Below are 22,080 nucleotides of genomic sequence, written 5' to 3'. Positions count from 1 at the left end.
ATGTTGCGCAATCGAGAAATCCGTATCTATTTAGTCAGTCTGCTGCTGTTGATTGGGGTGGCTTCTATCGTCGCATCTTTGTTCCTATCGATGGGGGCCGTCATTCTCGTCCTCCTTTTGTCGGTCGCGTTCTTGATCGTGACATATCGGTTCACGACGTGGCGCTATCGGGAAATCAATCAGCTGTCGAGTTACCTGCAAGAGATCAGCAACGGCAATTATAAACTCGATGTCCGCGACAACCGTGAAGGCGAGCTCAGTCTGTTGAAGAGTCAAATTTATAAAGTGACGAAGATGCTGTCCGAGCAAGGGACGCATCTTGAAGAGGACAAGCAGAAGTTGACGGATGCCATCTCCGACATTTCTCATCAATTGAAGACGCCGCTCACCTCGATGACCGTCATGGCGGACTTGCTCAGTGACCCGAGGCTGTCAGATGACAAGCGGCAAGAGTTCACGCATAACGTACAGGTGCAGCTCGAGCGGATGGAATGGCTCGTCTCGTCACTGCTCAAGCTGTCTAAAATCGATGCCGGGACGATTCATTTCAAGCAGGAACCGGTATCTGTCCCCGCGCTCATTCAAGCCGTGACAGAACCGATGCTTGTGCCGATCGATATTAAAATGCAACGGCTCCAGATTACGGGTGAGCGTGACGTCGCGTTCGAAGGCGATATGAAGTGGACGACCGAGGCGCTCATCAACATCTTGAAGAACTGCGTAGAACATACACCGGAACAAGGCGAGTTGTTCATCGACTTTAGTGAGAACACACTGTATACGGAAATCATCATCCGCGACACGGGGAGCGGAATCGCCAAACAAGACGTCCCGTACATCTTCCAGCGTTTTTATAAAGGCATGAATGCGAGCGACGACAGCGTCGGCATCGGGCTCGCCATGGCCCACAGCATCATCACGAGCCAGCAAGGGGAATTGACCGTCCGCAGTGAACGTGGAGCCGGGACCGCGTTTCAAGTTCGATTCTACAAATCCATCGTCTAAGTGACGAAACAGTCACTTTTGAGTCACGGACGTGTCACACTCGCTCGGTACACTCAAAGTAGATCAAGTACTGGAGGGTGCAACCATGAACATATTAGAAGTACAACACTTATCAAAAGTATACGGGAAAGACGAGATGGAAGTGCGGGCGCTCGATGACGTGTCGTTCACCGTCAAAAAAGGCGAGTTCGTCTGCATCGTCGGACCGTCGGGCTCGGGGAAGTCGACGTTGTTGCATTTGCTCGGCGGTGTCGACGTCCCGACAAGTGGACAGGTGTTGATCGACAACACCGATATTTACAAGTTGGATGAGACACAGCTCGCCATCTTCCGCCGTCGTCAAATCGGTTTGATTTATCAATTTTATAACTTGATTCCGATTTTGACGGTCGAGGAGAACATCACGTTACCGATGTTATTGGACGAGCAAAAAGTTGACGCCGCTCATTTGGAGCGCATCATCGGCATTCTTGGATTGTCGAACCGGCTGACGCATTTGCCGAACCAACTGTCTGGTGGGCAGCAACAACGCGTCTCTATCGGCCGGGCACTCATCAGCAACCCGGCCATCATCCTGGCCGACGAGCCGACAGGGAACTTGGACAGTCAAAACAGTGAAGAAATCATGAGCCTTCTCAAACTGTTCAACAAGAAGTTCAATCAGACGCTCATCATCATCACCCACGACGAACGGATCGCCTTACAGGCCGACCGCATCATCTCGATTGAGGATGGGAAGATTGCGAAGAACGAGGTCGTCCGCGCATGAACATCATCAATAAAATGACGCTTCGGCACTTGCGCGAGAACAAGCGGCGCTCGCTCGTCACCATCATCGGGGTCATCATCTCGGTGGCGATGATTACGGCTGTGACGACACTCGGTTCGTCGTTCCTGGACTTGATGATTCGCCAAGACATCGCGGAGAACGGGGAGTGGCACGTCAAATATGTCAACACGAACGAAGACCAGATCGAGGCAATCCGGAATGACGCGGCCACGAAGGACGTCATCCTGTCGAGTGACGGCTATGCGGAATTAAAAGAATCACAGAATGCCTATAAACCGTACTTATACGTCCGCAACTATAATACTTCGGGGTTGAAGAATTTTCCCGTCGACTTGACGGAGGGACGCTTGCCGAACAAAGAAGGCGAAGTCGTCATTTCTGAAGCTATCCGTCAAAACGCACAAGTCACGTACAACATCGGTGACGAGTTGACGCTCGAGATCGGCGAGCGCATGGACGAATCGTCAGGTCGCGTGTTGACGCAAAGCGATGGCTTGATGCGTGACGGGGAGACGATGCTTGAACAGTTGAACATCGAGGAGACAGTGACGTTGACCGTCGTCGGCACGATGACGCGCCCAGCCTGGGAGCCCACGTGGTCGCCGGGTTACACGGTCGTCGGATACATTGACGACAGAGCATTGAATGGTGCGACCGTCGATACGTTCGTCGCCTTGAACGACGTGAACGGTTCGATTTATGAAGATACGAAACAACTGATGCGCGAACAGAAAATTGAAGGGATTGCCTATAACGCGTCGTTGCTTCGCTATTATGGGGTGACCGATGATGACGGCTTGCGCAAGACGCTGTACGGGTTCGGTGGCATCATCATGGCGGTCATCGTCATCGGCTCGATTTCGCTCATCTATAATGCCTTTGCCATCAGCGTATCTGAGCGCTCACGCTACCTCGGGATGCTCGCGAGTGTCGGGGCGACGAAACGGCAAAAACGAAATTCGGTCTTCTTTGAAGGATTGATTATCGGAGGAATCAGCATCCCAATCGGTATCATTGCCGGGGTGGCCGGAATCGGGGTCACGTTCCTGTTCATCAATGCCTTTGCGGAGAAGGCGCTCAACGTGACGGAGAAGTTTGAGGTCGTCGTCACACCGCTCACACTCTTGTTGACGATACTCATTTCGAGCGTGACGATTTTCATCTCGTGTTATCTGCCGGCGCGCCGCGCTTCGAAGATTTCGGCGATTGACGCGATTCGGCAAACACAGGACGTGCGACTGACGTCGAAGAACGTGAAGACGTCAAAACTCGTGCGCCGCATCTTCGGGTTGGAAGCAGAGATTGGATTGAAAAACACGAAACGGAACCGGAAACGGTATTTGGCGACCGTGTTCTCACTCGTCATCAGTATTGTGCTGTTTTTAGTCGTCAGTTACTTCACGGACCGGCTCGAACAGTCGCTCGAGATGTCGCAAGGCACGTACGAGTTCGATATCCTCGTGAACGGGTCGAATCTCACGAAGGATGACTTACAGCGCTATGAGACGTTGGACAATGTGACGGGCGGGACGTACTTCGAGAACACGACCGTCCAGACGATGGTCGACGAAGCGCAATTACCGAGCGCAGTCACCGAAAATGAAGATTTGGCATCCACCTTCGTCGATGGGAAGTTCATGTATTACGTCTCCCTCTATCAATTAGATGACGACAGCTTCGATGCGTACTTGAAGCAGATCGGGGCATCCGCCAGCAACTTTGAAGACGGAGACGTCCCCGGCGCCGTCTTGATTGACGAAGTGTCGTATCAAGACGTGGACAAGAAAAAGTTTGTCAACTCGAAGACGATTGAGACAGAGATTGGTGATACGCTCGAACTCCGGGACGAGAACGCGACGGACGAGGCGGCACCGCTCAAAACGATCAAAATCGGAGCCATGACCGACGTCGCCCCGACCGGTGTAATGACGAGTTCACTCGGATGGCTCGATGTGATCGTCCGGGAAGGGACGTTCGAAGAGGATGCGATCGGTCAGTTGATGCAGCAGTCGAGCCCATCGATCGCCTTGAACACGAGTAATCCTGAGGCGACGCAGCAAGTCATTGAAGCGGAACAGAACATGGACCAATATATCTTCAACGTGTCGGAACAACGTGAACAACAAGAGCAAGTGTTGTTGCTGTTATCGATTTTCGTCTATGGGTTCATCGTCTTGATTTCGCTCATCTCGGTGGCGAACATCTTCAACACGATCTCGACGAGTGTCTCGCTCCGGCGCCGCGAGTTCGCGATGCTGCGATCGGTCGGCATGACACCGAAAGGGTTCAACAAGATGGTGTACTATGAGAGCATCTTCTACGGAATCAAGGCATTGGCGTATGGGGTGCCGGTCAGTGTGCTGATCATGTACCTCATTTATCGGGCGCAAATCAACACGTTCGAGGCACCGTTCACATTGCCGTGGGGCGACATCTTCTTCGTCACGGTCGTAATCTTCCTCATCGTCGGTTCTTCGATGCTATATGCCATCTCGAAAGTGAAGTCGGATAATATTATCGACCGATTGAAGCAAGAGAATAACTAATCGGAATGCATCGGGATTCAGTGTCTACTGGGTCCCTTTTTTTGTAAAATAAGAATGAAGAAAGAGGTGGAATAATGGACATCCGAGAATTGTTGAGTGGTGGGGATTTGCGCTCGGTCGGTCGCGTCGATGAGGTCGTCGAATTTGTTGGGAACGACCCGGGCCGATTCAGTGAATTGATGACCGGCTTGACCGATGCCCGTCCCATCGTCCGGATGCGGAGTGCGGACGCGATGGAGAAAGTGACACGCCGTCATCCGGAGCTGCTGCAAGCACATCAGGCGTCCTTGTTCGAGCAGCTACAGATCGCCACCCAACAACAAGTGAGGTGGCACTTGGCCCAACTCATGCCACGGATGACGTGGACAGAGGAAGAGGCGTCCGGCATCGTTCACGTACTCACCGGTTGGATTGACACCGAGTCGAGCGTCATCGTCAACGCCCTGCAGGCGATGTTTGATTTGAGCGCCGTGCATCCACGATTTCGGGACGAGCTGAAAGCATTGCTCGAGTCGCAACGCGAGACGGGAAGCCCGGCCGTGAAGAGCCGCTCCAAAAAACTTTTACAGAAGTTGTGACCGATGGATTTCATTTCCGGTCTATAAAGATGTAAGTACATCGAGAGGGGGATTCGATTGGACGATCAAGCGATTATCGATTTGTATTGGAGGCGTTCCGAGCGGGCGATTGAGGCGACGGCGCAAAAATACGGCGGCTATTGTCATACGATTTCCTATAACATTTTGCATAGCCGGGAGGACGCGGACGAGTGCGTCAATGACACGTACATGAAGGCGTGGCAAGCGATTCCACCGACGCGTCCAGTGCGCCTCGCTGCCTACTTGGCAAAGCTGGTCCGGAACGTCGCGCTCCACAAGTATGAGAAAGCGAACGCCAAGAAGCGTGGAGCGGGGCAAGTCCCGCTTATCGCGAGCGAGCTTGAGCACTGTCTCGCCGCCTCCGCTGCGACCGATTCGGAAGTCGTCGAGTTATTGAACGAATTTTTGGACCAGTTGTCGCAAGAGACCCGGCAGATTTTCATGGGGCGTTACTTTCACTTTCAGTCGATCAAGGATATCGCGAAGATGCGCCACGTGAGCGAGAGCAAGGTCAAAATGGTGCTGCTTCGGACACGGAACGACTTGAAGCAAATACTCGAAGCGGAAGGGGTGGCGCTATGAGGCTCACACGTTTGATGGGGGACGTCGATGACCGTTTCGTCGAGGAATCGATGGAAGTCGAGGGAAAGAAACGAAGACATTGGCGTTGGATGGGAGGTCTCATCGCTGTCGCTGCTGTTGCACTCTTTGCCGTGACATGGGACGGCTTCAAAGAGTTGATTCCGCTGTCGGACAGCTCGAGCAATATGTCGGTCGCGTATATCGATGAAAAGGACATCGATGTCGGGATGTCGTCGGCAAACCTGATTGAGATGAGTGAAGATGAACTGTTCTCGAAATGGGAGCCTGTCGTGGTGCGGGGCGTCGTCAAACAGATTGACCACATCGAGCTGGATTTCAACGGACAAGCGGAATATCAGTCGATCGTGACGATTGGCGTGACAGACGTCTATCGGGGCGAGGTTGAGCCCGGGAGTGAGATGAAAGTACTCACCGTTGCAGGCGTCGGTTCGAAAGTGCTTCAGTCAGATGCGGACGTCATATCTGAACTTCGCCTCGGCATGGAAGGGATTTTTATGCCGAGACGGCATGACACTTCCCACGTCTGGTCACAAAACGGGGCAACGCTTCAAGTTATGGATGTGAGTGATTACGGCTTTCCGGACGGTGAGCGATACATGTTCTTGAACACGGACGAAGGGCTCGTCTTCAGTCGTGATGCCTATCCGTCGCTACGAGGTGCTGAAACACTCGATGACGTAGAGGCGTTTATGATGGACCGGTTCCGTTAACGGGAAGGGATATATAGGAGAAGGGAGACTACGATGACAGAACAGAATTGGCGAGCGTCGGGTGTAGGACTCGGACTAGTGTTTGGAGCGGGGATTGGCATCATCAGTTCGCTCCTACTCGGATTTGAATTGGTGTACGGGATTGCGACAGGTGCAGCATTCGGCTATCTCATCGGACTGTTGATCTCGCTGACCGGAAAAACGTGACTTCATCGTAAAGGGGGGGAACACGCCATGAGGATAACGAAGAAAGACACACAGTGGATGACATCTAAAGGAGGGCATGGCATGCAGGACAAATCGTTCGAAATCCAATTCAAGGTAGGTGGCTTCGGGATTATGAACGAGTCTACCTTGACATTCTTTCCAGACGGGACGGCTGTCCGATACATTGACTGGCGGAGGGAAAGCCATAAAAGGCCGAAGGACACGTTCGTCACGTACGATGAAGTAGAAACGAAAGATATGTACACCGCTTTTTTAGCGTTAGGGACAGACAAGTGGCCGTCGACGTTTGAAGTAGAAGGCGACTTAATAATCCTTGACGGGACGCAGTGGAGTCTGATGATTACACAACCGGATGGCACCGTTCGGACGCATAGCGGCAGCAACGCCTATCCGCGCAAGTGGAAGGCCGTCACGAAACTATTCGGCATTTCTTAAACGATGAGGAGGAAATCGTATGGAACGCACGATCACCGTCAAAGGTACGGGAAAAGTATCGGCCAAGCCAGATTTGATTGTCGTGAGAATGGATTTGTCGTCAAGAGCCGTCCGCTATGAGGAGACGATGAACGGGGCGGTACTCGCCGTCACGCGGCTGCAAAAAGCAATCGAGCAGGCCGGTTTCGCGAAAACGGATTTAAAGACGACCGACTTCTCGATCGATACGGACTATGAGAGCTATCGGGATGAAGAAGGCAACTATAAATCACGATTCCGTGGTTATGTCTGTCAACAGAAGACGAAACTCGAGTTTCCGCTCGAGACGAAACAGTTGTCCGCGGTCATCGAACACGTCAGCAACTCACTAGCCGAACCGAAGCTGTCCATCTCGTTCACAATCAAGGATGCGGATACAGTTCAAGATGAACTGCTCGCGAGTGCGGCGACGAACGCGCGCCATCGGGCGGAACTGTTGGCAAAAGGAGCCGGGGCGTCGCTCGGCGATTTGCTTCAAATCGATTATACGTGGGGCGAGCTGCATCTTTATTCACCGACGCGTCTCACGCTCCATGACGAGGTGCTCTTCTCAGAGGCGGCGATGCCGGAACTCGAACCGGACGAAATCGACTTGAGCGACTCGGCGACGTTCGTCTGGGCGATTCGATGAGGCGTGTCATAGGATTAATGTTATTGTTGCTATCCGTCTCCTTGTCGGCCCAAGCCTTGTCATGGGCGTATGCGTTCGTCGTGTTGGATGGACGAGTGTATGAAGTGATGGATGTTGCCGTATTGGAGGGCGATTTGGGTGAGGTCGTCGGTGAGGTGAAGACGATGGCCGACGATATGGACGGGAGCTATTATGGGGATGCCTCGAACATGTATCCGATTGGGACGACCTATCGAGAAGTGAACGGGGAAGCGATGGAGGATGTGCTCGCGGTCGAGGACGAGTCGGGGTGGAAGCGGGCCGAATATCGGCATGACGCCCCATTCAGCATGCGTGACCATTTAGATAAGGTGGCATATGGGGCGCTCGCTGTTGGTGTTTTCATCTTTGTGGCTATACGTATGAAGAAAAGACATGAAAATTAAATGAATCCATGATGAGGTTCGGTTCATTAAGGGAACAGTCAACTGTAGACATATCGTGTTTTCGTGTAATGGAGGGATTCCCTATGAAAATCCTCATCATCTTTGATTCGATGTACGGGTGCACTGAAAAAGTCGCGTATGCCATCAAGGACGGGTTCAGCGACTTGCACCAAGTTGACATCATGCAAATCAGCCATGTCGGATACGGCGACCTCGCCAATCTCGATTTGTTCGTCGTCGGTTCACCGACACATGGCGGACGCGAGACCGAGGACGTGAAAACCTTTTTAGACGGCCTATCGGATCATGCGCTCCGGGGCATTCGGGCCGCGGCGTTCGATACGAGCATGGCTGAAGAGGACCAAGGCTTTTTTGTCGGAAAAATCGTCAAATGGTTCGGCCACGCGTCGACCCGAATCGAACGATTGCTGCTGGACAAGGGAGCGGAACCGGTGTTGAAAGAGTCGTTCATTGTCCTCGATAAAGAAGGGCCACTCAAAGACGGAGAGCTCGAGCGGGCAACCGAATGGGCTCGTCACTTGATGGACAAATAATCTGGCGTGTTCCTCACGGGACGCGTCTTTTTTGACGCAGAATTGTCCGAAGAATTCGCAAAACGGGTAAATATAAGGGTAGCTCTGTTGCGTGGAACGGAGGGAGAACAATGAAAAAATGGGAACGTGACGTCCTCATGGGTTGGATTGTCGTCTTATTGGTGCTCGTCGCGCATTATGTCATCACGGTGTCGCTCGGCAACACGTATTTTGCCGAATCGACGCTCAATCGGATGCTTTGGTTCAGTAGTTTCCCGGCCTTTTTAATTGCCTTTCTCGCAGCCCTCTTCCAAAAAACGAACACGCTCATGCTCGCCGTGCGTCGTGGAGTCATCTGGACGGCCGAACTTGTCGTCGGCTTCTCGCTCGTCGCCTGGTTTTTCCGGGCGTTCGAGACGCTGTTCGTGACTCCGGGCGCGTATTGGGTGTTCGGAGCGGTCCTACTCGCACCGCTCGTCTATTTGTTCGAGTTCCGCCGTCAGAACCGGGGCACGAAGGCCGGTGCCCACTAAGCGTTGAAAACGTCTCCTTAAGGGGGCGTTTTTAGTCTGGCCAGGAATGGGAATGGGATACAGAAGATTAGAATGGAGGGAGTCACTATGAGTCAGTATTTTTCATCATCATACGAAGAGTCGCGTGAGAAGTTTCTCGCCCTGCTCGACCGCGTCAAACCCTATTATCCGACGGCCCGCGTGATGTCCCACTCGATCGGCGAGGATACGATTGATGTCATCATCGGTGAACCTGCGGGATCACGCGAAGTGGTGCTTCTCATGACAATCGGGGAGCACGGCATCGAAGGGTACGCCGGTGCAGCCGTGACACACCAGTTCGTCGAGACGCAACTCGAAAACCTTCGGTACGAGTCGACCGGCATCTGTCTCATCCATGCCGTCAATCCGTGGGGAATGAAACACTTCCGCCGCGTCAATGAACATAACGTTGACTTGAACCGAAACTATGTCATCGACCGGGAGGCCCTCCCGCGTAACGTCAATAAAGAATATGAGGTCATGCGGCACTTGTTCGTCCCGGACGGCGTCATCGATGATTACCATGAGGCGCGCGAACACATCTACTCGTTCCTCGGATCTGGCATCAAGCTCGACGGGTTTGACGCGATGACCGAGGCGAAAGGAATGGGGCAGTATCAGTTCCCGAAAGGTGTCTATTACGGCGGCGAATCGGATGAGCCGTCCGCCATCTTCTTGAAAGAGGTGCAGCACGATTTGCTCGACCGCTACGACCGCGTCATCCATATGGACTGGCATACGGCGCTCGGTCCGACGAACGAAGTGACGATGGTCATCAGTGAACAGGACGGGCGTGACGTCGACGAACTGAAGCGGACATACGGATTGAAAAATATCCAGACGTATGACCCGGCCGACGTCCTCGGAGACTCGACGAACCATTTCTATTACGTAAGGGACACGCACTATCCGGACAAACAACTCGTCTCGGCGTTGTTCGAGTTCGGGACATTCGGGACGTCGACGAAAGCGACGATTCGCGAGTTCTTGACGATTATTCTCGAGAACCGGCTCTACTTTGAAGGTACGAAAGACCCGGAAGCCCGCAACGGCATTCGAAAAGAATTTATGGCCATGTTTTATCCGGAAGATGAGTCGTGGCGGACGTCCGTATTACGCGAAGGAGCGTCGGCGATTAAGCATGTCTTGAAAGCCGAATCGCTCTGGCGCGACAGTTGACAGGTTTCTACTTCGGTCAAACGGGAAAAAGTGGATTGTGGGCAAACACGCACGCCGCTCAACAATCCAACTGGGGGTTTTGACCAATGGGGAACTATATTACAGCACATGATGGAACGAGTATTTACGTGGAAGACGTCGGGGCAGGCGATGCCGTCGTCTTCTTGCACGGCTGGCCAGCGAACAACAACATGTTCGAGTATCAAAAGAATGCGTTGCTCGAAGCAGGCTACCGTTACGTCGGGATCGACTATCGTGGCTACGGCAAGTCGGATGCACCGGCGACAGGTTATGACTATGCGACGATGGCGTCAGACGTGCACATGGTCGTTGACGGTCTTGGCATCAAAGATTTCACGCTCGTCGGTTTCTCGATGGGTGGGGCGATTGCCATCCGTTATGCCGTCGATTTCCCGGATGACGGGTTGAAGAAACTTGTCCTGTCAGGTGCTGCGGCACCAGTGTTCACGCAACGTCCGGACTATCCTTACGGGATGACGCAAGCTGAGGTCGATGCGTTGATTGAGGACACGTTGAAAGACCGACCGAAGATGCTCGAAGGGTTCGGTGAGATTTTCTTCGAGAAAGAACATTCGAAACCGATGCAAAACTGGTTCCATCATCTGTCGCTCGTCGCGTCGAGTCACGGGACGATCGCTTCGGCGAAAGCACTCCGCGATGAAGATTTGCGTGAGGACTTGCCGAAAGTAAATGTCGAGACGCTCATCATCCATGGCGTGCACGACAAGATTTGTCCGTTCGAGTTCGCGCTCGAGATGGAAAAGGGCATCCCGAACTCGCGCATCGAGCGGTTCGAGGAGAGCGGTCACGGTACCGTCCTTGACGAGATGGACAAGTTCAACAAGACGTTGCTCGAATTTATTTGAGTGAGACAAGCCTAGGGAACGTTCCTAGGCTTTTTTTGATGGGGATCTGTTGCACGTTTGTTACGGTTTTTGAGGCTAGAATGACCTCCACTCGGGTATAGCTACAGTGAAGCCGTTTTGGATAATTCCGTTTAGATTGGTCAACCAAACATGTGAGACAAGAAGTTTGATTCACGGTCAAGATTGGCTTTGGAGAAGCTGTTCGGGGCCGTGCCTGTTTGTGTGTTCACAACAACTTCGGACGGATTGTTTGGAAACGCTTTATGGTAAAGAGAGAATAAGCCTCCTTGTGACAGAACAGATGCAGATTAGATGGTCATTTTGTGCTGACTAGACCCTAATACATGGTACAATGAAGAGGTGGATTTTTAGATTGAGGAGAGATTGTACATGAATATCGCTTTCTTTTTATATCCGAAAGAAGACGTCAAATATCTAGACCCGGAATCGACGGTGCGCCAAGCGCTCGAGAAGATGAAGCATCATCGCTTCACCTCGGTGCCGCTCGTATCCGAAAACGGCTTTTATGCCGGGACGATGACGGAAGGGGATTTACTCTGGGCACTCGCCGAACAGCTTCGCGGGGAAGAAGACTACGAAAAAGTGCTGCGGACAAGGTTGAAAGATATCAAGCAACGCGTACGGTATAAGCCGGTCGCCATCACGGCGCAAATCGAGGAGCTCGTCGATGCGATCACGGATCAAAACTTCGTGCCGGTCGTCGATGACGGGAAGTATTTCATCGGCATCATCCGACGTCGCGACATCATCGAGTACTACTCGACGAAGTTGCAACAGCTCGAGAATAAAGTGAACTGAACGAACGGACCAACCTGTGTGAAAGTAGGTTGGTTTTTGTATGGGAAAAACAGGGGCATGCTTTATACTTGTATATATAGAGTCAAGACATACAAGAAAGGAGTGACAATGGATGGCGATGCCCGATTTACATATGTTGCGTGAATCGCTCAAACCGGATTGTGCGAATTGTTTCGGTCTCTGTTGTGTGGCGTTCCACTACTTGAAATCTGAGGATTTCCCTATGGATAAACCCGCAGGACAGCCGTGTGTCCATTTGGCAGATTCGTATGCCTGCAACATCCATTCCGAACTGCGTGAGCGGGGCTTCAAAGGATGTACGGTGTACGACTGTCTCGGGGCCGGGCAGTTCGTGTCACAAGTGACGTTTCACGGACGAAGCTGGCGGGAGGACGATGTAGACGGCGCGCGTATGTTCGCGACGGTACCAATCATGAACCAAGTCCATGAGCTGTTGCTCTACATCACTGACATCCTGACCCGGGAGATCCCTGAGCACGATGCGCGGTTACTCGAGACGTTATTGGAAGAGCTACTGGCATTCCGTGAGTTGGCGCCTGAACAGTTGACCGGGACGGCGCTGATGGCATTTCGACAACAAGCCCGCCCGTTGTTCGTCCGACTCAGTCAGCACATACGTGTGGAAGGATTGAAACAGGACGACCTGAAGTTGACGTCACGACACGAACAAGACCGGGCCGATTTGATTGGTCGAAACTTGAGTCGACACGATGTCAGAGGCACGTGTTACCGGGGTGCCTTGTTGATTGGCGCTAACTTACGTGGGCAAGACCTGTCCTATGTCGACTTCATGGGCGCCGACGTACGAGATCTCGATGTGCGAGGAGCTGTATTAACCGACGGTCTGTTTTTGACACAGATGCAAGTGAACGCGATGAACGGGGACCGGCAGACGAGACTGGCACCCGTTTACACGCGACCGAGCCATTGGCTGTAATGCAAAAGACGACTTCCACTTAGGGAAAGTCGTCTTTTTGAGTACCTGAGTATTATGAAAGCGATGGGAAATGCGGGAGCACATATTCCCCGAGCTCCTCGATGACTTCGTCGGCCGGACGTTGCCCGTCGAACAAGGCGAAGAACAAATGATTGACGCCGATGGCCCGATACGCCTCGAGCAGTTTGATTAACTGATTGCGACCGACACGGAAGCCGAGCCGGATTGGAGTCGGCAGTTCGTCCGGGTCATGCGCCAAATCGAGATGCATCGGCATCGAGAACGGACGGAACCCTTTTCCATGCGTCTGACCTGATTCGCGCCAATCGTTCAGCACTTGTTGCTGGGCGAATGGGGCCTGCGGATAATACATCCACCCGTCCCCGTGTTTCCCGAGCCAGTCCATATCCTGCTGCGCGAACCCGGTGATCATCGTTGGGATGCGTTTTTTCGGACGGGGAACGAGCGTCGCCTCATGGACCTCGCCGTACGACGAATCGATGGTCGGATAGTTGTGGTAGAGGGCCTGCTCCATGATACGGAGCGACTCTTTGAACTGATCGCCCCTTGTCGCATGGTCGACCCCGAGTCCTTTGAAGTCGGCTCGACGGTCACCGGACGAGATGCCGAGAATCAAACGTTCCGGGAACAACGCTTCAATCGTCGCGACTTCTTTCGCCGAACGGAGCGGATGCCGGAGCGGCAAGACGAGGGCGGACGTGCCGAGGGCGATGCGTTTCGTCTGACCAAGCAAGTGCGTCCCGTAAATCAACATGTCGTAAATCTGACCGACTGCCGGGTCCAAGAAGTACGGGTCTTTCAGTAAGACGTCCCGAAGCCAGAGCGCCGTGAAGCCATAGTCATCTGCTTTTTGAACGAGCTCGACTTGACGCTCGAGCGTCGGGGTGCGCATCTTGAAATTTTCTAACGGGATGTGGAGGCCGAGCGTGAGCTCGCCCTCCCGATACATCCGATTGTAGCTTTTGTGATTATTGAACATAAGCTCCTCCTTATTTCGCTTCCAAACGACGTGAGACGGCGGTCAAGATGACAGCGAGGATGACCATGATGCCACCGACCCAAGGCGTATGCACGAGACCAATCGAGTCCGCGACGATTCCACCGATGGTCGCACCGAGCGCGATTCCGATATTGAAGGCGGCGATGTTGAGCGCCGACGCGACATCGACCGCAGCCGGTACATATTTTTCAGCGAGTTGCACAATATATAGCTGAAGTCCAGGTACGTTCATGAAAGCGAGCAATCCCATCAAGACGATGGCGATGAGTCCCGCGACTTTGAACGGAATCATGAACGACATGACGATCATGACAGCGGCGTGAACGATGAACATATAGAACAGCGCCTTGGCCGGGTCCTCATTGGCGAACTTCCCGCCTGCCCAGTTGCCGATGGCGACGGCGATCCCATAGACGAGTAGGACGATACTAATCAAGCTCGGACTGATGTTCGTCACGTCCTGCATGATTGGCGTCAAGTACGTGAAGGCGACGAACGTTCCGCCGTAACCGAGGGATGTGATCAAAAAGCCGAGCATGATACGGCTGTTCGTGAGCAATTTCTTCATGTCGGAGAACTTCGCGGGCGGCGACTGTTTCAAGTCTTTCGGAATCAAGAAGAAGCTGGCGATAATCGAGACGATCCCAAGTGCGGCGACGGCAAAGAACGTGGCGCGCCAGCCGAACGCTTGGCCGATGAACGTGCCGAGCGGGACGCCGGTAACGGTCGCGACTGTCAAGCCGGTAAACATGAGTGCGATGGCACTCGCTTTTTTATGCGGTGGCACGAGCTGTACGGCGATCGTCGCCCCGATGGAGAAGAAGACGCCGTGTGCGAACGCGGTGATGAACCGGGTAGCAATCAACAGTTCAAAGCTGGTCGACAAGGCGGATACCAAGTTCCCACCGATAAAGACGACCATGAGTGCCATGAGCAACGTCTTGCGATTCATCCGGTTCGTGAGCGCTGTCAAAATCGGCGCACCGACGGCGACGCCGATGGCATAACCGGAGATGATGAGACCGGCGAGCGTGATGCCGATGTTCAAGTCGCTGGCGATTGATGCAAGCAGGCCGACCGGGACAAACTCGGTCGTCCCGATGCCGAAGGCGCTGATGGCGAGGGCGAGCAGTGCCAACCCTCCGTTTTTCGGTGCCTGTTCGTCGACAGGTTGTGTGTACGGTTGATTCATGAGTAATTCCTCCTAAGAATGTTTGTTGAGACGAGGGCCCTTCGTCTCGAAGTAGCTCGAACATCTCAATCTTCTTTATTGTCCAGTACGGTCGAAAAAGACCCTTACTGTCTCAAGAAGCAGTTACCGGTGAGATGAGCTTGTATAACTGAGCTACAGTTGCTATCATAAGTCCATCGAATTCAATTGGGAAGTACGCACTTTCAAGTACGATAGGCACCGAAAAGTACCTATCCCGGTCCATAAGGAGGAACCATTATGCCATACAACATCCCGGTCGAGGCGACGCTTGACGTCATCGGCGGAAAGTGGAAAGTCGTCATCATGTGTCATTTGATTAAAGGGGAACGGCGCACGAGTGAATTGAAAAAGCTCATGCCGAACATCACGCAAAAAATGCTCACGCAACAGTTGCGCGAGCTCGAGGCGGACGGGGTCATCATCCGCACGGTGTATGAACAAGTACCGCCGAAAGTCGTCTATTCTCTGTCCGAATACGGCTGGTCGCTCCAACCGATTTTGGATGCGATGTGTGCCTGGGGAGAAGGGCATATTGAACAGAATGGGGAAGATGTTATCTCCTGACAAAACGGTTGCTCCTGACGAGCAGCCGTTTTTTGTTGTCTCATGTCGGGTACAGACACTAGAGACAAAGGAGGGGACAATATGGATATGAAGACATATCGATTTGAAGACGACGGTTCGATTCCGAACAATCCAAATTTTCCGGTGCTTTTATACCGAGGCGTGTTCGACGAGCCGGACGGCATGCAAGAGACGTTCGAACATAACGGCTGGGGGAACAGCTGGGTCAACGGGGTGTTCGATTACCACCACTACCACAGCAACACACATGAAGTGCTTGGCGTGAAATCGGGCCGGGCGACGGTTCAACTCGGGGGTGCGACCGGAGACCTCGTCTCGATTCAAGCGGGGGACGTCTTGATTTTACCGGCCGGGACGGGACATCGCCGTCTCGAGGCGAGTGAAGATTTCGCCATCGTCGGTGCGTATCCGGAAGGACGCGACTACGACACGTTGACGGGGAAACCGGAAGAGCGACCGGACAGTGTGCAACGGATCGAACGAGTCGACAAGCCGGCGACCGATCCCGTCTTCGGGACGACTGGACCGTTACACGAACAATGGACGAAGGAGGAAATGGCATGAACCGCATTCCACATACATTAATTTTGGCGGCATTGAAACAACACGTGGCTGAACTGCCAGACGGGCGTGAGATGAGGGCCCTCGGGCAAGGCACATGGCGCATGGGAGAAGACGAATCGAAACGGGAAGCCGAGATCGAGGCACTCCGGACGGGACTCGACTGCGGGTTGCACGTCATCGATACGGCGGAGATGTACGGGGAAGGGAAATCGGAGTCGCTCGTCGGTGAAGCGATTCGAGACCGGCGAGAAGGCGTGTTCCTCGTCTCGAAAGTGTATCCGCATAACGCCGGAGGCGACAAGCTCGTCCAAGCGTGTGACGCCACGCTCGAACGTCTTGGCACCGATTACCTCGACTTGTATCTGCTTCATTGGCGCGGGAACATCCCGCTCGAGGAGACTGTCGATGGGCTCGAACAGTTGAAGGCGGATGGCAAGATTCGGGCGTGGGGTGTCTCGAACTTTGATGTCGACGACATGAAAGAACTGCTCGCCTTGCCGAACGGGAAGCATTGTGCCGTCAACCAAGTGCTCTATCATCTCGGCAGCCGTGGTGTCGAGTACGACTTGTTGCCGTTCTTACAGGAACAGGGCATCCCGATGATGGCTTACGCCCCGCTCGCCGAAGGAAGCGACGTGAAGGCGGACATCTTCGAGAATGAAACGGTGAACCGGATCGCCGAGGCGTATAGCGCGACACCGGCCCAAATTTTGCTCGCGTGGACGGTGCGGAGCGGAAACGTCATCGCCATCCCGAAAGCAGGGCAGAAAGCGCACGTCGAAGAGAATGGCGCGGCGATGCTCCTCAACTTGACCGAGGACGACTATAACGCGCTCGACGAGGCGTTCCCGCCACCGAGTGGGAAAGAACCGTTGGATGTGATTTGACGAAAACAGGTGAGTCCCATTGAGGGGGCTCATCTGTTTTTGAGGTCAATTTCGGAGAAGATGAAATGTGTGACGGTCTGGGCGTAAGGGATAGTCGCATCGATGAACTGTTCGGCCTCAGCGAACGTCGTGAATTGCATCTTCAACATATAGCAGGCGCTCCCGGAGATGCGATAACAGAACGACACGTTCGACTGCTGACCCAAAAACTGAGTGAACGCCTCATAGTTTCCATTCTTCACGGTTGCCTCAATCAGACATTGAATCGGTTGTCCGAGCAATTCATGATCGACCTCGATCGTGTAACCATTGATGACGCCGAACGATTCGAGCCGTCGAACACGTTCGCCGACGGACGGGGCTGATAAGTTGATACGACGTCCGAGTTCGCTCATCGAGAGGCGGCTGTCCGCAGCCAGTTCGGCGAGAATGAGTCTGTCTGTATCATCGATTTTAAGCATGGAATGAAATCCTCCTCATCTCGTACGATATGGCATGTATTGTACCGTGATTCCGTTCAGAGTGAAATGGGAAATCGAAAAGACACCTTCTATACTGAAATCAGGAGGTATAACAATGACACGAATTCAACCATCGACAAAAGGAAAGACCCCATTTGAACGCTTGCTCGGCCACGATGAGGACGTGATGCGACAATGGTCCACGCTCGGAGACACATTAGCGGGCGATGGAAAGCTGTCCGCAAAGTTGAAAGAACAAGTACGACGGACGCTCGCCCAACAGAACGGCTGTGACTACTGCCAAGCGAAAGGAAAGCCTGAACCGCATATTTTCGACGAACGGACGGCACTCGCCGTCGGGTTCGCTGATGTGTTTTTACAACTGAAAGGCGACACGCCGGCCTCGTCAATCCGTGTGCTCCAAGACGTCTTCACGGATGCCGAAATCAGTGAACTTTGCGCCTTCATCGCCTTTATGACGGCCTCACAGTACGTCGGCGCCATGCTCGGGCTAGAACGCGAAAACCCACTCACGCTGACGTGAGTGGGTTCGTTTTAGTTCGCGAGTGGATGTTTCAACAAGTAGTCTTCAATCTGTCCGACCGTCTGTTTCAACACGCCGTCCTCGAACGGCGACTTGAGACCGGCCAATTCGACGAGCTCGAGGAACGAGCGGCTACCGCCGGCTTGGCAGAGCGTGAGGTAATCGCTCCACGCCGCCTCACGGTCCTCATGCATGCGCACCCAGAACTGGAAGGCACACACTTGCGCGAGCGTGTAGTCGATATAGTAGAACGGGCTCTGGAAGATGTGTCCTTGTTGGTGCCACCAAGCGCCCGACTCGAGATAGTCGTTCGTCTCATAGTCGCGGTGCGGGAGATATACCTTCTCAAGGTCGCGCCATGCCTGGCGACGTTCAGCGGCCGTCATATCCGGATTACGGTAGACGACGTGCTGGAACTCATCGACGAGGACACCGTACGGCAAGAACGTGATGCTTCCGGCCAAGTGATTGAACTTGTACTTGTCGACTTGATCGCCGAAGAACAGCTCCATCCATGGCCAGCAGAAGAACTCCATCGACATCGAGTGAATTTCACACGCCTCGTATGTCGGGAACGCATATTCCGGCGTCGTCAAATGACGGCTCTCGTACACTTGGAAGGCGTGACCGACCTCATGCGTGAGCACGTCGATATCGCCGGCCGTCCCGTTGAAGTTTGAGAAGATGAACGGGAGACCTTCAGACGGAAGGTACGTGCAATAGCCGCCTCCGGCCTTGCCCGGTTTCGCCGTCAAGTCGAGGGCGCCGCGCTGTTGCATGAATTGGAAGAACTCGTCCGTCTCTTTCGAGAGTTCACGGTACATCGTGTTCCCGCCTTCGATGATGAACGCCTCGTCGCCCTGTGGTGTCGCGTTGCCATCTGGGAAGACGAACGACTCGTCATAGTAATAGAGGGCGTCGACATCGATCCGTTTCGTCTGCTTCTCTTTTAACGTCGTTGCGAGCGGGACGATGACGTCGCGCACTTGCTTGCGGAAGTTGTCGACTTTTGATTCGTCATAGCCGACACGTTGCATCCGGGCGTAACCGAGCTCGACAAACGACGGGAAGCCGAGTGAATGAGCGATGTCGGTCCGGACGCGTACGAGTTCGCCGTAGATGCGGTCGAGTTCGTCCCCGTTGTCGGCGAGATATGTATAACGGGCCTCGGACGCCGCTTTTCGCACCGAACGGTCAGGGGATTGCAGATACGGGCCAAACTGGGACAAGTTGAGCGTCTTGCCGTCGAATTCGATTTGGGCCGCCGACATGACTTTCTGATAAGCGGTAGCCAATCGGTTCTCTTCCTGCAGTTTCGGGATGAGCGACTCTTCGAACGTCTTGAGGGCGCGCTCGGCAAGTTCGAACAACTGGCTGCCCCATTCCTGTTCGAGTTGGCTGCGAAGGTCGTGCTCGGTCAAAACGCGATAATACGCTTGCACTTCTTTCTCGTACACCGGCAAGGCATCGTCAAAGAACGTCTGCTCGCCCTCGTAGAATGCATCACGCGTGTCGATTGAGTGGCGGATCGAGACGAGCTGACTTTGCGTCTCGAATTCGTTCCGTTCCTGGTTGATTTGGCGAATCAGTTCGTTCGCTTCCTCGAGTGTGCTCGCTTGTTGCAATTCGACTGAATAGTCCGACAATCGGCTGTTTAGAGCGTCCAAGTCGGGCCGTTCATATGACAATTTTGTGAAAGTCGTCATTGTAAGCGCCTCCATCATGTGAAATTTTTATAAAGTGTAAAAAGGGCTTGCAAAAGCGATTGCACACTCGTATTCTTACGATGTGTAAACGAATTCGCACTACCTTATTACAACTATACCGTTTATAGGGTAGGGATTGAAGAGGAAGCTTTTCGGGTATAAAAGCTAAGACTTTGATTAACAGAACATGTTGGAGGGATTAAGCTATGGGATTCTTTAAAAAACTATTCGGTGGTAAAGAAGAACAACTTAACGCGGTTTCACCGCTTACAGGGAAGGTCATTGACATCACGAACGTTCCTGACCAAGTGTTCTCGCAAAAAATGATGGGTGACGGCATCGCCGTCGAACCGACAGACGGCAAAGTCGTCTCGCCGGTCAACGGTACAATCGCGACTGTCTTCCCGACAAAACACGCGATTGGGATCAACGCTGACAACGGTGCCGAGTACTTGATTCACATCGGTCTCGACACGGTCAACCTTAAAGGTGAAGGCTTCGAAACGCACGTGACAGAAGGTCAAGCAGTTAAAGCTGGCGACACGCTCGTCACATTCGACCTCGACTTCATCAAAGCGAACGCGCCGTCGACGATCACACCGGTGATCATCACGAACCATGACAGCTTCGGCGTGAACAAACTCGTTGCTGAAGGCGACACGGTCACAGCCGGTTCTACAGAAGTCGTCGAATTGACGAAAAAATAAGTTGAACATTTTACTCGGAGGCATACGCTTCCGAGTATTTTTTTATGGATTCGGGAACTATACTAAAAAGAGAGGGGGAGGAGACATATGGATGGAAAGAACGCACCGTATCGGGGTTATGGGGATCGGATTCGAATTTTACGTGAGCGGGCCGGCATCTCGGTCGAGGCGCTCGCCGATCGCATCGGCGTCGCTCCGTACTTTATTCGCCGGACCGAACTGAGTGAAGTCTACCCGACGATGCCTTACATAGAGGCGCTCGCCGAGGCGCTCAAGATTGACGCGAATTATTTGGCCCGCCATATTTGGACGGGTGAATCGCTTAAAGTGCTCATGAAAGGGACGGTCCCGGAGCTCGAACAGATGAAGCTCGCCTACGACGAGGCGATGCACGGCAAGTCGACTGAGGACATACAGCGGCAGCTCGAGGCGCGTATGCGCATCTTTGACCTGATGCATGAGGAAGAACTCCGTCGCATCTTCGCTGAAGACGAGGAACCGACGTCACATCATGCGCTCGAGGCGCTCGTCGATGCTGTGCTCGACCTGGGACGCTCGCACGAACCGACGCATCGGATTGTGCCGTTCGCTCGCTATATCGAGCAACTCGTACCGGACCAGTTCGTCGACAACTCGTTCCAATACACGGAGTTCGGGGTCGTCGACAAATCGTATAAATTGCAGTGAACAACACGGACTAAAAGTTCGTGTTTTTTTAATTTAGTTAGGGAGGAGGTACAGATATGGAGATGGTGGAAACAATGAAAAGCACTAGGGAGCAATTAGGTAAAAGTTATCGAAGTGCGGATCGTGAATTTAGAGATTTGATGTTTTATGGACAGAAATTAAGCAAACGAGAAAAAATGATGCTAACCCTTAAACTTGATGAACTACTTGATGCGTCGATGTTATATCATCAGCAAATTGGAAGGGAGCAGAGCAAAGGATGAATACAAAAGGAGCCAAGACAATGCGTCTAGGCTCCTTTTATTGATATTAACGCGCCATGCGCGCGTCGTAGCGTACTTTCGGTCGTGTCCCGGCAAGTAGGAAGCCGAGCACGATATTGAGGATCGTGAGCACCCAGCCGACGTAACCGAACGTATAGGCGAGGCTCGCGAGCATCGTCTGCCAGTCGAGTAAGGACGCGGCGTCACCACGAACGGTGAAGCGGATTGCGGTGAATCCGATGAGCGTCGTCGCTGTGATCAAGATGCCGATCCACGCGCCGCCGAACCGCGACGTCTCCGGACGTCGGCTGACCGGATACCAAAAAGCGAGCGTCCCGAGGAACGTGCTTCCTGCGTATGCGAGCAAGATTTGCCACAGCGCATCGGCGTCCAAGAAGACGGTATAACAGATGAACGTCGTGAGCGTCGTCATGAAAGTAAAGATTAAAGCTGCGAGTAATCGTGATCGCATAGTTCGTTTCCTCCTCATTTTGCACATTC

At 53.2% G+C, this 22,080-nt stretch carries 28 protein-coding genes; 23 read left to right on the top strand and 5 right to left on the bottom strand.

The window, feature by feature from the left end; genetic code table 11:
* The 16 genes from KNP72_RS03190 (at position 1) to KNP72_RS03115 (ending at position 12,941) form a co-directional block, all read left to right on the top strand.
* Positions 1 to 1,005 carry a sensor histidine kinase gene (locus tag KNP72_RS03190; protein WP_214832097.1) on the top strand — a complete coding sequence of 335 codons (1,005 nt, stop codon included), beginning with the start codon at positions 1 to 3 and terminating at the stop codon, positions 1,003 to 1,005.
* Between the two features lie 85 nt (positions 1,006 to 1,090).
* The gene (locus tag KNP72_RS03185) at positions 1,091 to 1,774 is read left to right on the top strand and encodes an ABC transporter ATP-binding protein (RefSeq protein WP_214760367.1); all 684 of its coding nucleotides are present in this window, start codon (positions 1,091 to 1,093) and stop codon (positions 1,772 to 1,774) included.
* Complete coding sequence (locus KNP72_RS03180; RefSeq protein ID WP_214832096.1) at positions 1,771 to 4,341, top strand: ABC transporter permease; 2,571 nt, start codon at positions 1,771 to 1,773, stop codon at positions 4,339 to 4,341. Before KNP72_RS03185 ends, KNP72_RS03180 begins: the two co-directional genes overlap by 4 nt.
* 74 nt (positions 4,342 to 4,415) lie before the next feature.
* Positions 4,416 to 4,919 (top strand): hypothetical protein, encoded by a 504-nt coding sequence (locus KNP72_RS03175; protein WP_214832095.1) that lies wholly within the window; start codon positions 4,416 to 4,418, stop codon positions 4,917 to 4,919.
* A 57-nt stretch (positions 4,920 to 4,976) separates the two neighbouring features.
* Positions 4,977 to 5,522 (top strand): RNA polymerase sigma factor, encoded by a 546-nt coding sequence (locus KNP72_RS03170; RefSeq protein WP_214832094.1) that lies wholly within the window; start codon positions 4,977 to 4,979, stop codon positions 5,520 to 5,522.
* Positions 5,519 to 6,253 (top strand): hypothetical protein, encoded by a 735-nt coding sequence (locus tag KNP72_RS03165; protein ID WP_214832093.1) that lies wholly within the window; start codon positions 5,519 to 5,521, stop codon positions 6,251 to 6,253. Before KNP72_RS03170 ends, KNP72_RS03165 begins: the two co-directional genes overlap by 4 nt.
* A 33-nt stretch (positions 6,254 to 6,286) precedes the next feature.
* Complete coding sequence (locus KNP72_RS03160) at positions 6,287 to 6,460, top strand: hypothetical protein (RefSeq protein ID WP_214832091.1); 174 nt, start codon at positions 6,287 to 6,289, stop codon at positions 6,458 to 6,460.
* An 81-nt stretch (positions 6,461 to 6,541) separates the two neighbouring features.
* Positions 6,542 to 6,916, top strand: a complete 375-nt coding sequence (locus KNP72_RS03155) for a hypothetical protein (protein ID WP_214832090.1) — start codon at positions 6,542 to 6,544, stop codon at positions 6,914 to 6,916.
* 19 nt (positions 6,917 to 6,935) lie between these two features.
* Positions 6,936 to 7,586, top strand: coding sequence for an SIMPL domain-containing protein (locus KNP72_RS03150; RefSeq protein WP_214832089.1), 651 nt, complete (start codon positions 6,936 to 6,938; stop codon positions 7,584 to 7,586).
* Positions 7,587 to 7,603: 17 nt separating this feature from the next.
* Positions 7,604 to 8,011: a hypothetical protein gene (locus KNP72_RS03145; protein WP_251128826.1), complete on the top strand. Its 408-nt coding sequence runs from the start codon at positions 7,604 to 7,606 to the stop codon at positions 8,009 to 8,011.
* An 83-nt stretch (positions 8,012 to 8,094) separates the two neighbouring features.
* Complete coding sequence (locus KNP72_RS03140; protein WP_251128825.1) at positions 8,095 to 8,565, top strand: flavodoxin family protein; 471 nt, start codon at positions 8,095 to 8,097, stop codon at positions 8,563 to 8,565.
* Between the two features lie 110 nt (positions 8,566 to 8,675).
* Positions 8,676 to 9,077, top strand: coding sequence for a hypothetical protein (locus KNP72_RS03135; protein ID WP_214832086.1), 402 nt, complete (start codon positions 8,676 to 8,678; stop codon positions 9,075 to 9,077).
* Positions 9,078 to 9,164: 87 nt separating this feature from the next.
* The gene (locus KNP72_RS03130) at positions 9,165 to 10,277 is read left to right on the top strand and encodes a M14 family metallopeptidase (protein ID WP_214832085.1); all 1,113 of its coding nucleotides are present in this window, start codon (positions 9,165 to 9,167) and stop codon (positions 10,275 to 10,277) included.
* Between the two features lie 86 nt (positions 10,278 to 10,363).
* Positions 10,364 to 11,164 (top strand): alpha/beta fold hydrolase, encoded by an 801-nt coding sequence (locus tag KNP72_RS03125; protein WP_214832083.1) that lies wholly within the window; start codon positions 10,364 to 10,366, stop codon positions 11,162 to 11,164.
* Positions 11,165 to 11,554: 390 nt separating this feature from the next.
* On the top strand, positions 11,555 to 11,983 hold the full coding sequence (locus KNP72_RS03120; RefSeq protein ID WP_021066516.1) for a CBS domain-containing protein: 429 nt from the start codon (positions 11,555 to 11,557) through the stop codon (positions 11,981 to 11,983).
* 223 nt (positions 11,984 to 12,206) lie between these two features.
* Entirely contained in the window at positions 12,207 to 12,941 is a 735-nt protein-coding gene (locus tag KNP72_RS03115) for a pentapeptide repeat-containing protein (protein ID WP_214832081.1), read from the top strand.
* A gap of 52 nt (positions 12,942 to 12,993) precedes the next feature.
* On the opposite strand, the gene KNP72_RS03110 is transcribed toward KNP72_RS03115, so the two are convergent.
* Both KNP72_RS03110 and KNP72_RS03105 read right to left on the bottom strand, forming a co-directional pair.
* Positions 12,994 to 13,941: an LLM class oxidoreductase gene (locus tag KNP72_RS03110; protein WP_214832079.1), complete on the bottom strand. Its 948-nt coding sequence runs from the start codon at positions 13,939 to 13,941 to the stop codon at positions 12,994 to 12,996.
* Positions 13,942 to 13,951: 10 nt separating this feature from the next.
* Positions 13,952 to 15,154, bottom strand: coding sequence for an MFS transporter (locus tag KNP72_RS03105; protein ID WP_214832077.1), 1,203 nt, complete (start codon positions 15,152 to 15,154; stop codon positions 13,952 to 13,954).
* A 255-nt stretch (positions 15,155 to 15,409) separates the two neighbouring features.
* Between KNP72_RS03105 and KNP72_RS03100 the strand changes: the two genes are divergently transcribed.
* The 3 genes from KNP72_RS03100 (at position 15,410) to KNP72_RS03090 (ending at position 17,211) form a co-directional block, all read left to right on the top strand.
* On the top strand, positions 15,410 to 15,739 hold the full coding sequence (locus tag KNP72_RS03100) for a winged helix-turn-helix transcriptional regulator (protein WP_214832270.1): 330 nt from the start codon (positions 15,410 to 15,412) through the stop codon (positions 15,737 to 15,739).
* Positions 15,740 to 15,820: 81 nt separating this feature from the next.
* The gene (locus tag KNP72_RS03095) at positions 15,821 to 16,324 is read left to right on the top strand and encodes a cupin domain-containing protein (RefSeq protein WP_214801147.1); all 504 of its coding nucleotides are present in this window, start codon (positions 15,821 to 15,823) and stop codon (positions 16,322 to 16,324) included.
* A complete protein-coding gene (locus KNP72_RS03090; RefSeq protein WP_214832075.1) occupies positions 16,321 to 17,211 on the top strand; it encodes an aldo/keto reductase in 891 nt (296 codons plus the stop codon). Before KNP72_RS03095 ends, KNP72_RS03090 begins: the two co-directional genes overlap by 4 nt.
* Before the next feature lie 29 nt (positions 17,212 to 17,240).
* On the opposite strand, the gene KNP72_RS03085 is transcribed toward KNP72_RS03090, so the two are convergent.
* The gene (locus KNP72_RS03085; protein WP_214832073.1) at positions 17,241 to 17,672 is read right to left on the bottom strand and encodes an Lrp/AsnC family transcriptional regulator; all 432 of its coding nucleotides are present in this window, start codon (positions 17,670 to 17,672) and stop codon (positions 17,241 to 17,243) included.
* 115 nt (positions 17,673 to 17,787) lie between these two features.
* Between KNP72_RS03085 and KNP72_RS03080 the strand changes: the two genes are divergently transcribed.
* Positions 17,788 to 18,216 (top strand): carboxymuconolactone decarboxylase family protein, encoded by a 429-nt coding sequence (locus tag KNP72_RS03080; protein WP_214832072.1) that lies wholly within the window; start codon positions 17,788 to 17,790, stop codon positions 18,214 to 18,216.
* An 11-nt stretch (positions 18,217 to 18,227) separates the two neighbouring features.
* Here the strand turns inward: KNP72_RS03080 and KNP72_RS03075 are convergent, their stop codons facing one another.
* Positions 18,228 to 19,922, bottom strand: a complete 1,695-nt coding sequence (locus KNP72_RS03075; protein WP_214832071.1) for a M3 family oligoendopeptidase — start codon at positions 19,920 to 19,922, stop codon at positions 18,228 to 18,230.
* Between the two features lie 206 nt (positions 19,923 to 20,128).
* On the opposite strand from KNP72_RS03075, the gene KNP72_RS03070 reads away from it, so the two are divergent.
* The 3 genes from KNP72_RS03070 to KNP72_RS03060 all read left to right on the top strand — a co-directional run bounded on the left by KNP72_RS03070 (position 20,129) and on the right by KNP72_RS03060 (position 21,579).
* Positions 20,129 to 20,629: a PTS sugar transporter subunit IIA gene (locus tag KNP72_RS03070; protein WP_021066526.1), complete on the top strand. Its 501-nt coding sequence runs from the start codon at positions 20,129 to 20,131 to the stop codon at positions 20,627 to 20,629.
* A gap of 87 nt (positions 20,630 to 20,716) precedes the next feature.
* Positions 20,717 to 21,316 (top strand): helix-turn-helix domain-containing protein, encoded by a 600-nt coding sequence (locus KNP72_RS03065; protein WP_214832070.1) that lies wholly within the window; start codon positions 20,717 to 20,719, stop codon positions 21,314 to 21,316.
* 56 nt (positions 21,317 to 21,372) lie between these two features.
* Complete coding sequence (locus tag KNP72_RS03060) at positions 21,373 to 21,579, top strand: hypothetical protein (RefSeq protein ID WP_214717916.1); 207 nt, start codon at positions 21,373 to 21,375, stop codon at positions 21,577 to 21,579.
* 46 nt (positions 21,580 to 21,625) lie between these two features.
* On the opposite strand, the gene KNP72_RS03055 is transcribed toward KNP72_RS03060, so the two are convergent.
* Positions 21,626 to 22,051 carry a hypothetical protein gene (locus tag KNP72_RS03055; RefSeq protein WP_021066529.1) on the bottom strand — a complete coding sequence of 142 codons (426 nt, stop codon included), beginning with the start codon at positions 22,049 to 22,051 and terminating at the stop codon, positions 21,626 to 21,628.
* Between the last annotated feature and the right edge of the window lie 29 nt (positions 22,052 to 22,080).

Source organism: Exiguobacterium sp. s152, from assembly GCF_018618335.1.
Lineage (GTDB): Bacteria > Bacillota > Bacilli > Exiguobacteriales > Exiguobacteriaceae > Exiguobacterium > Exiguobacterium chiriqhucha.
The sequence above is the reverse complement of the archived record's forward strand: the minus strand, read 5'-3'. Positions and strand labels throughout refer to the sequence as shown.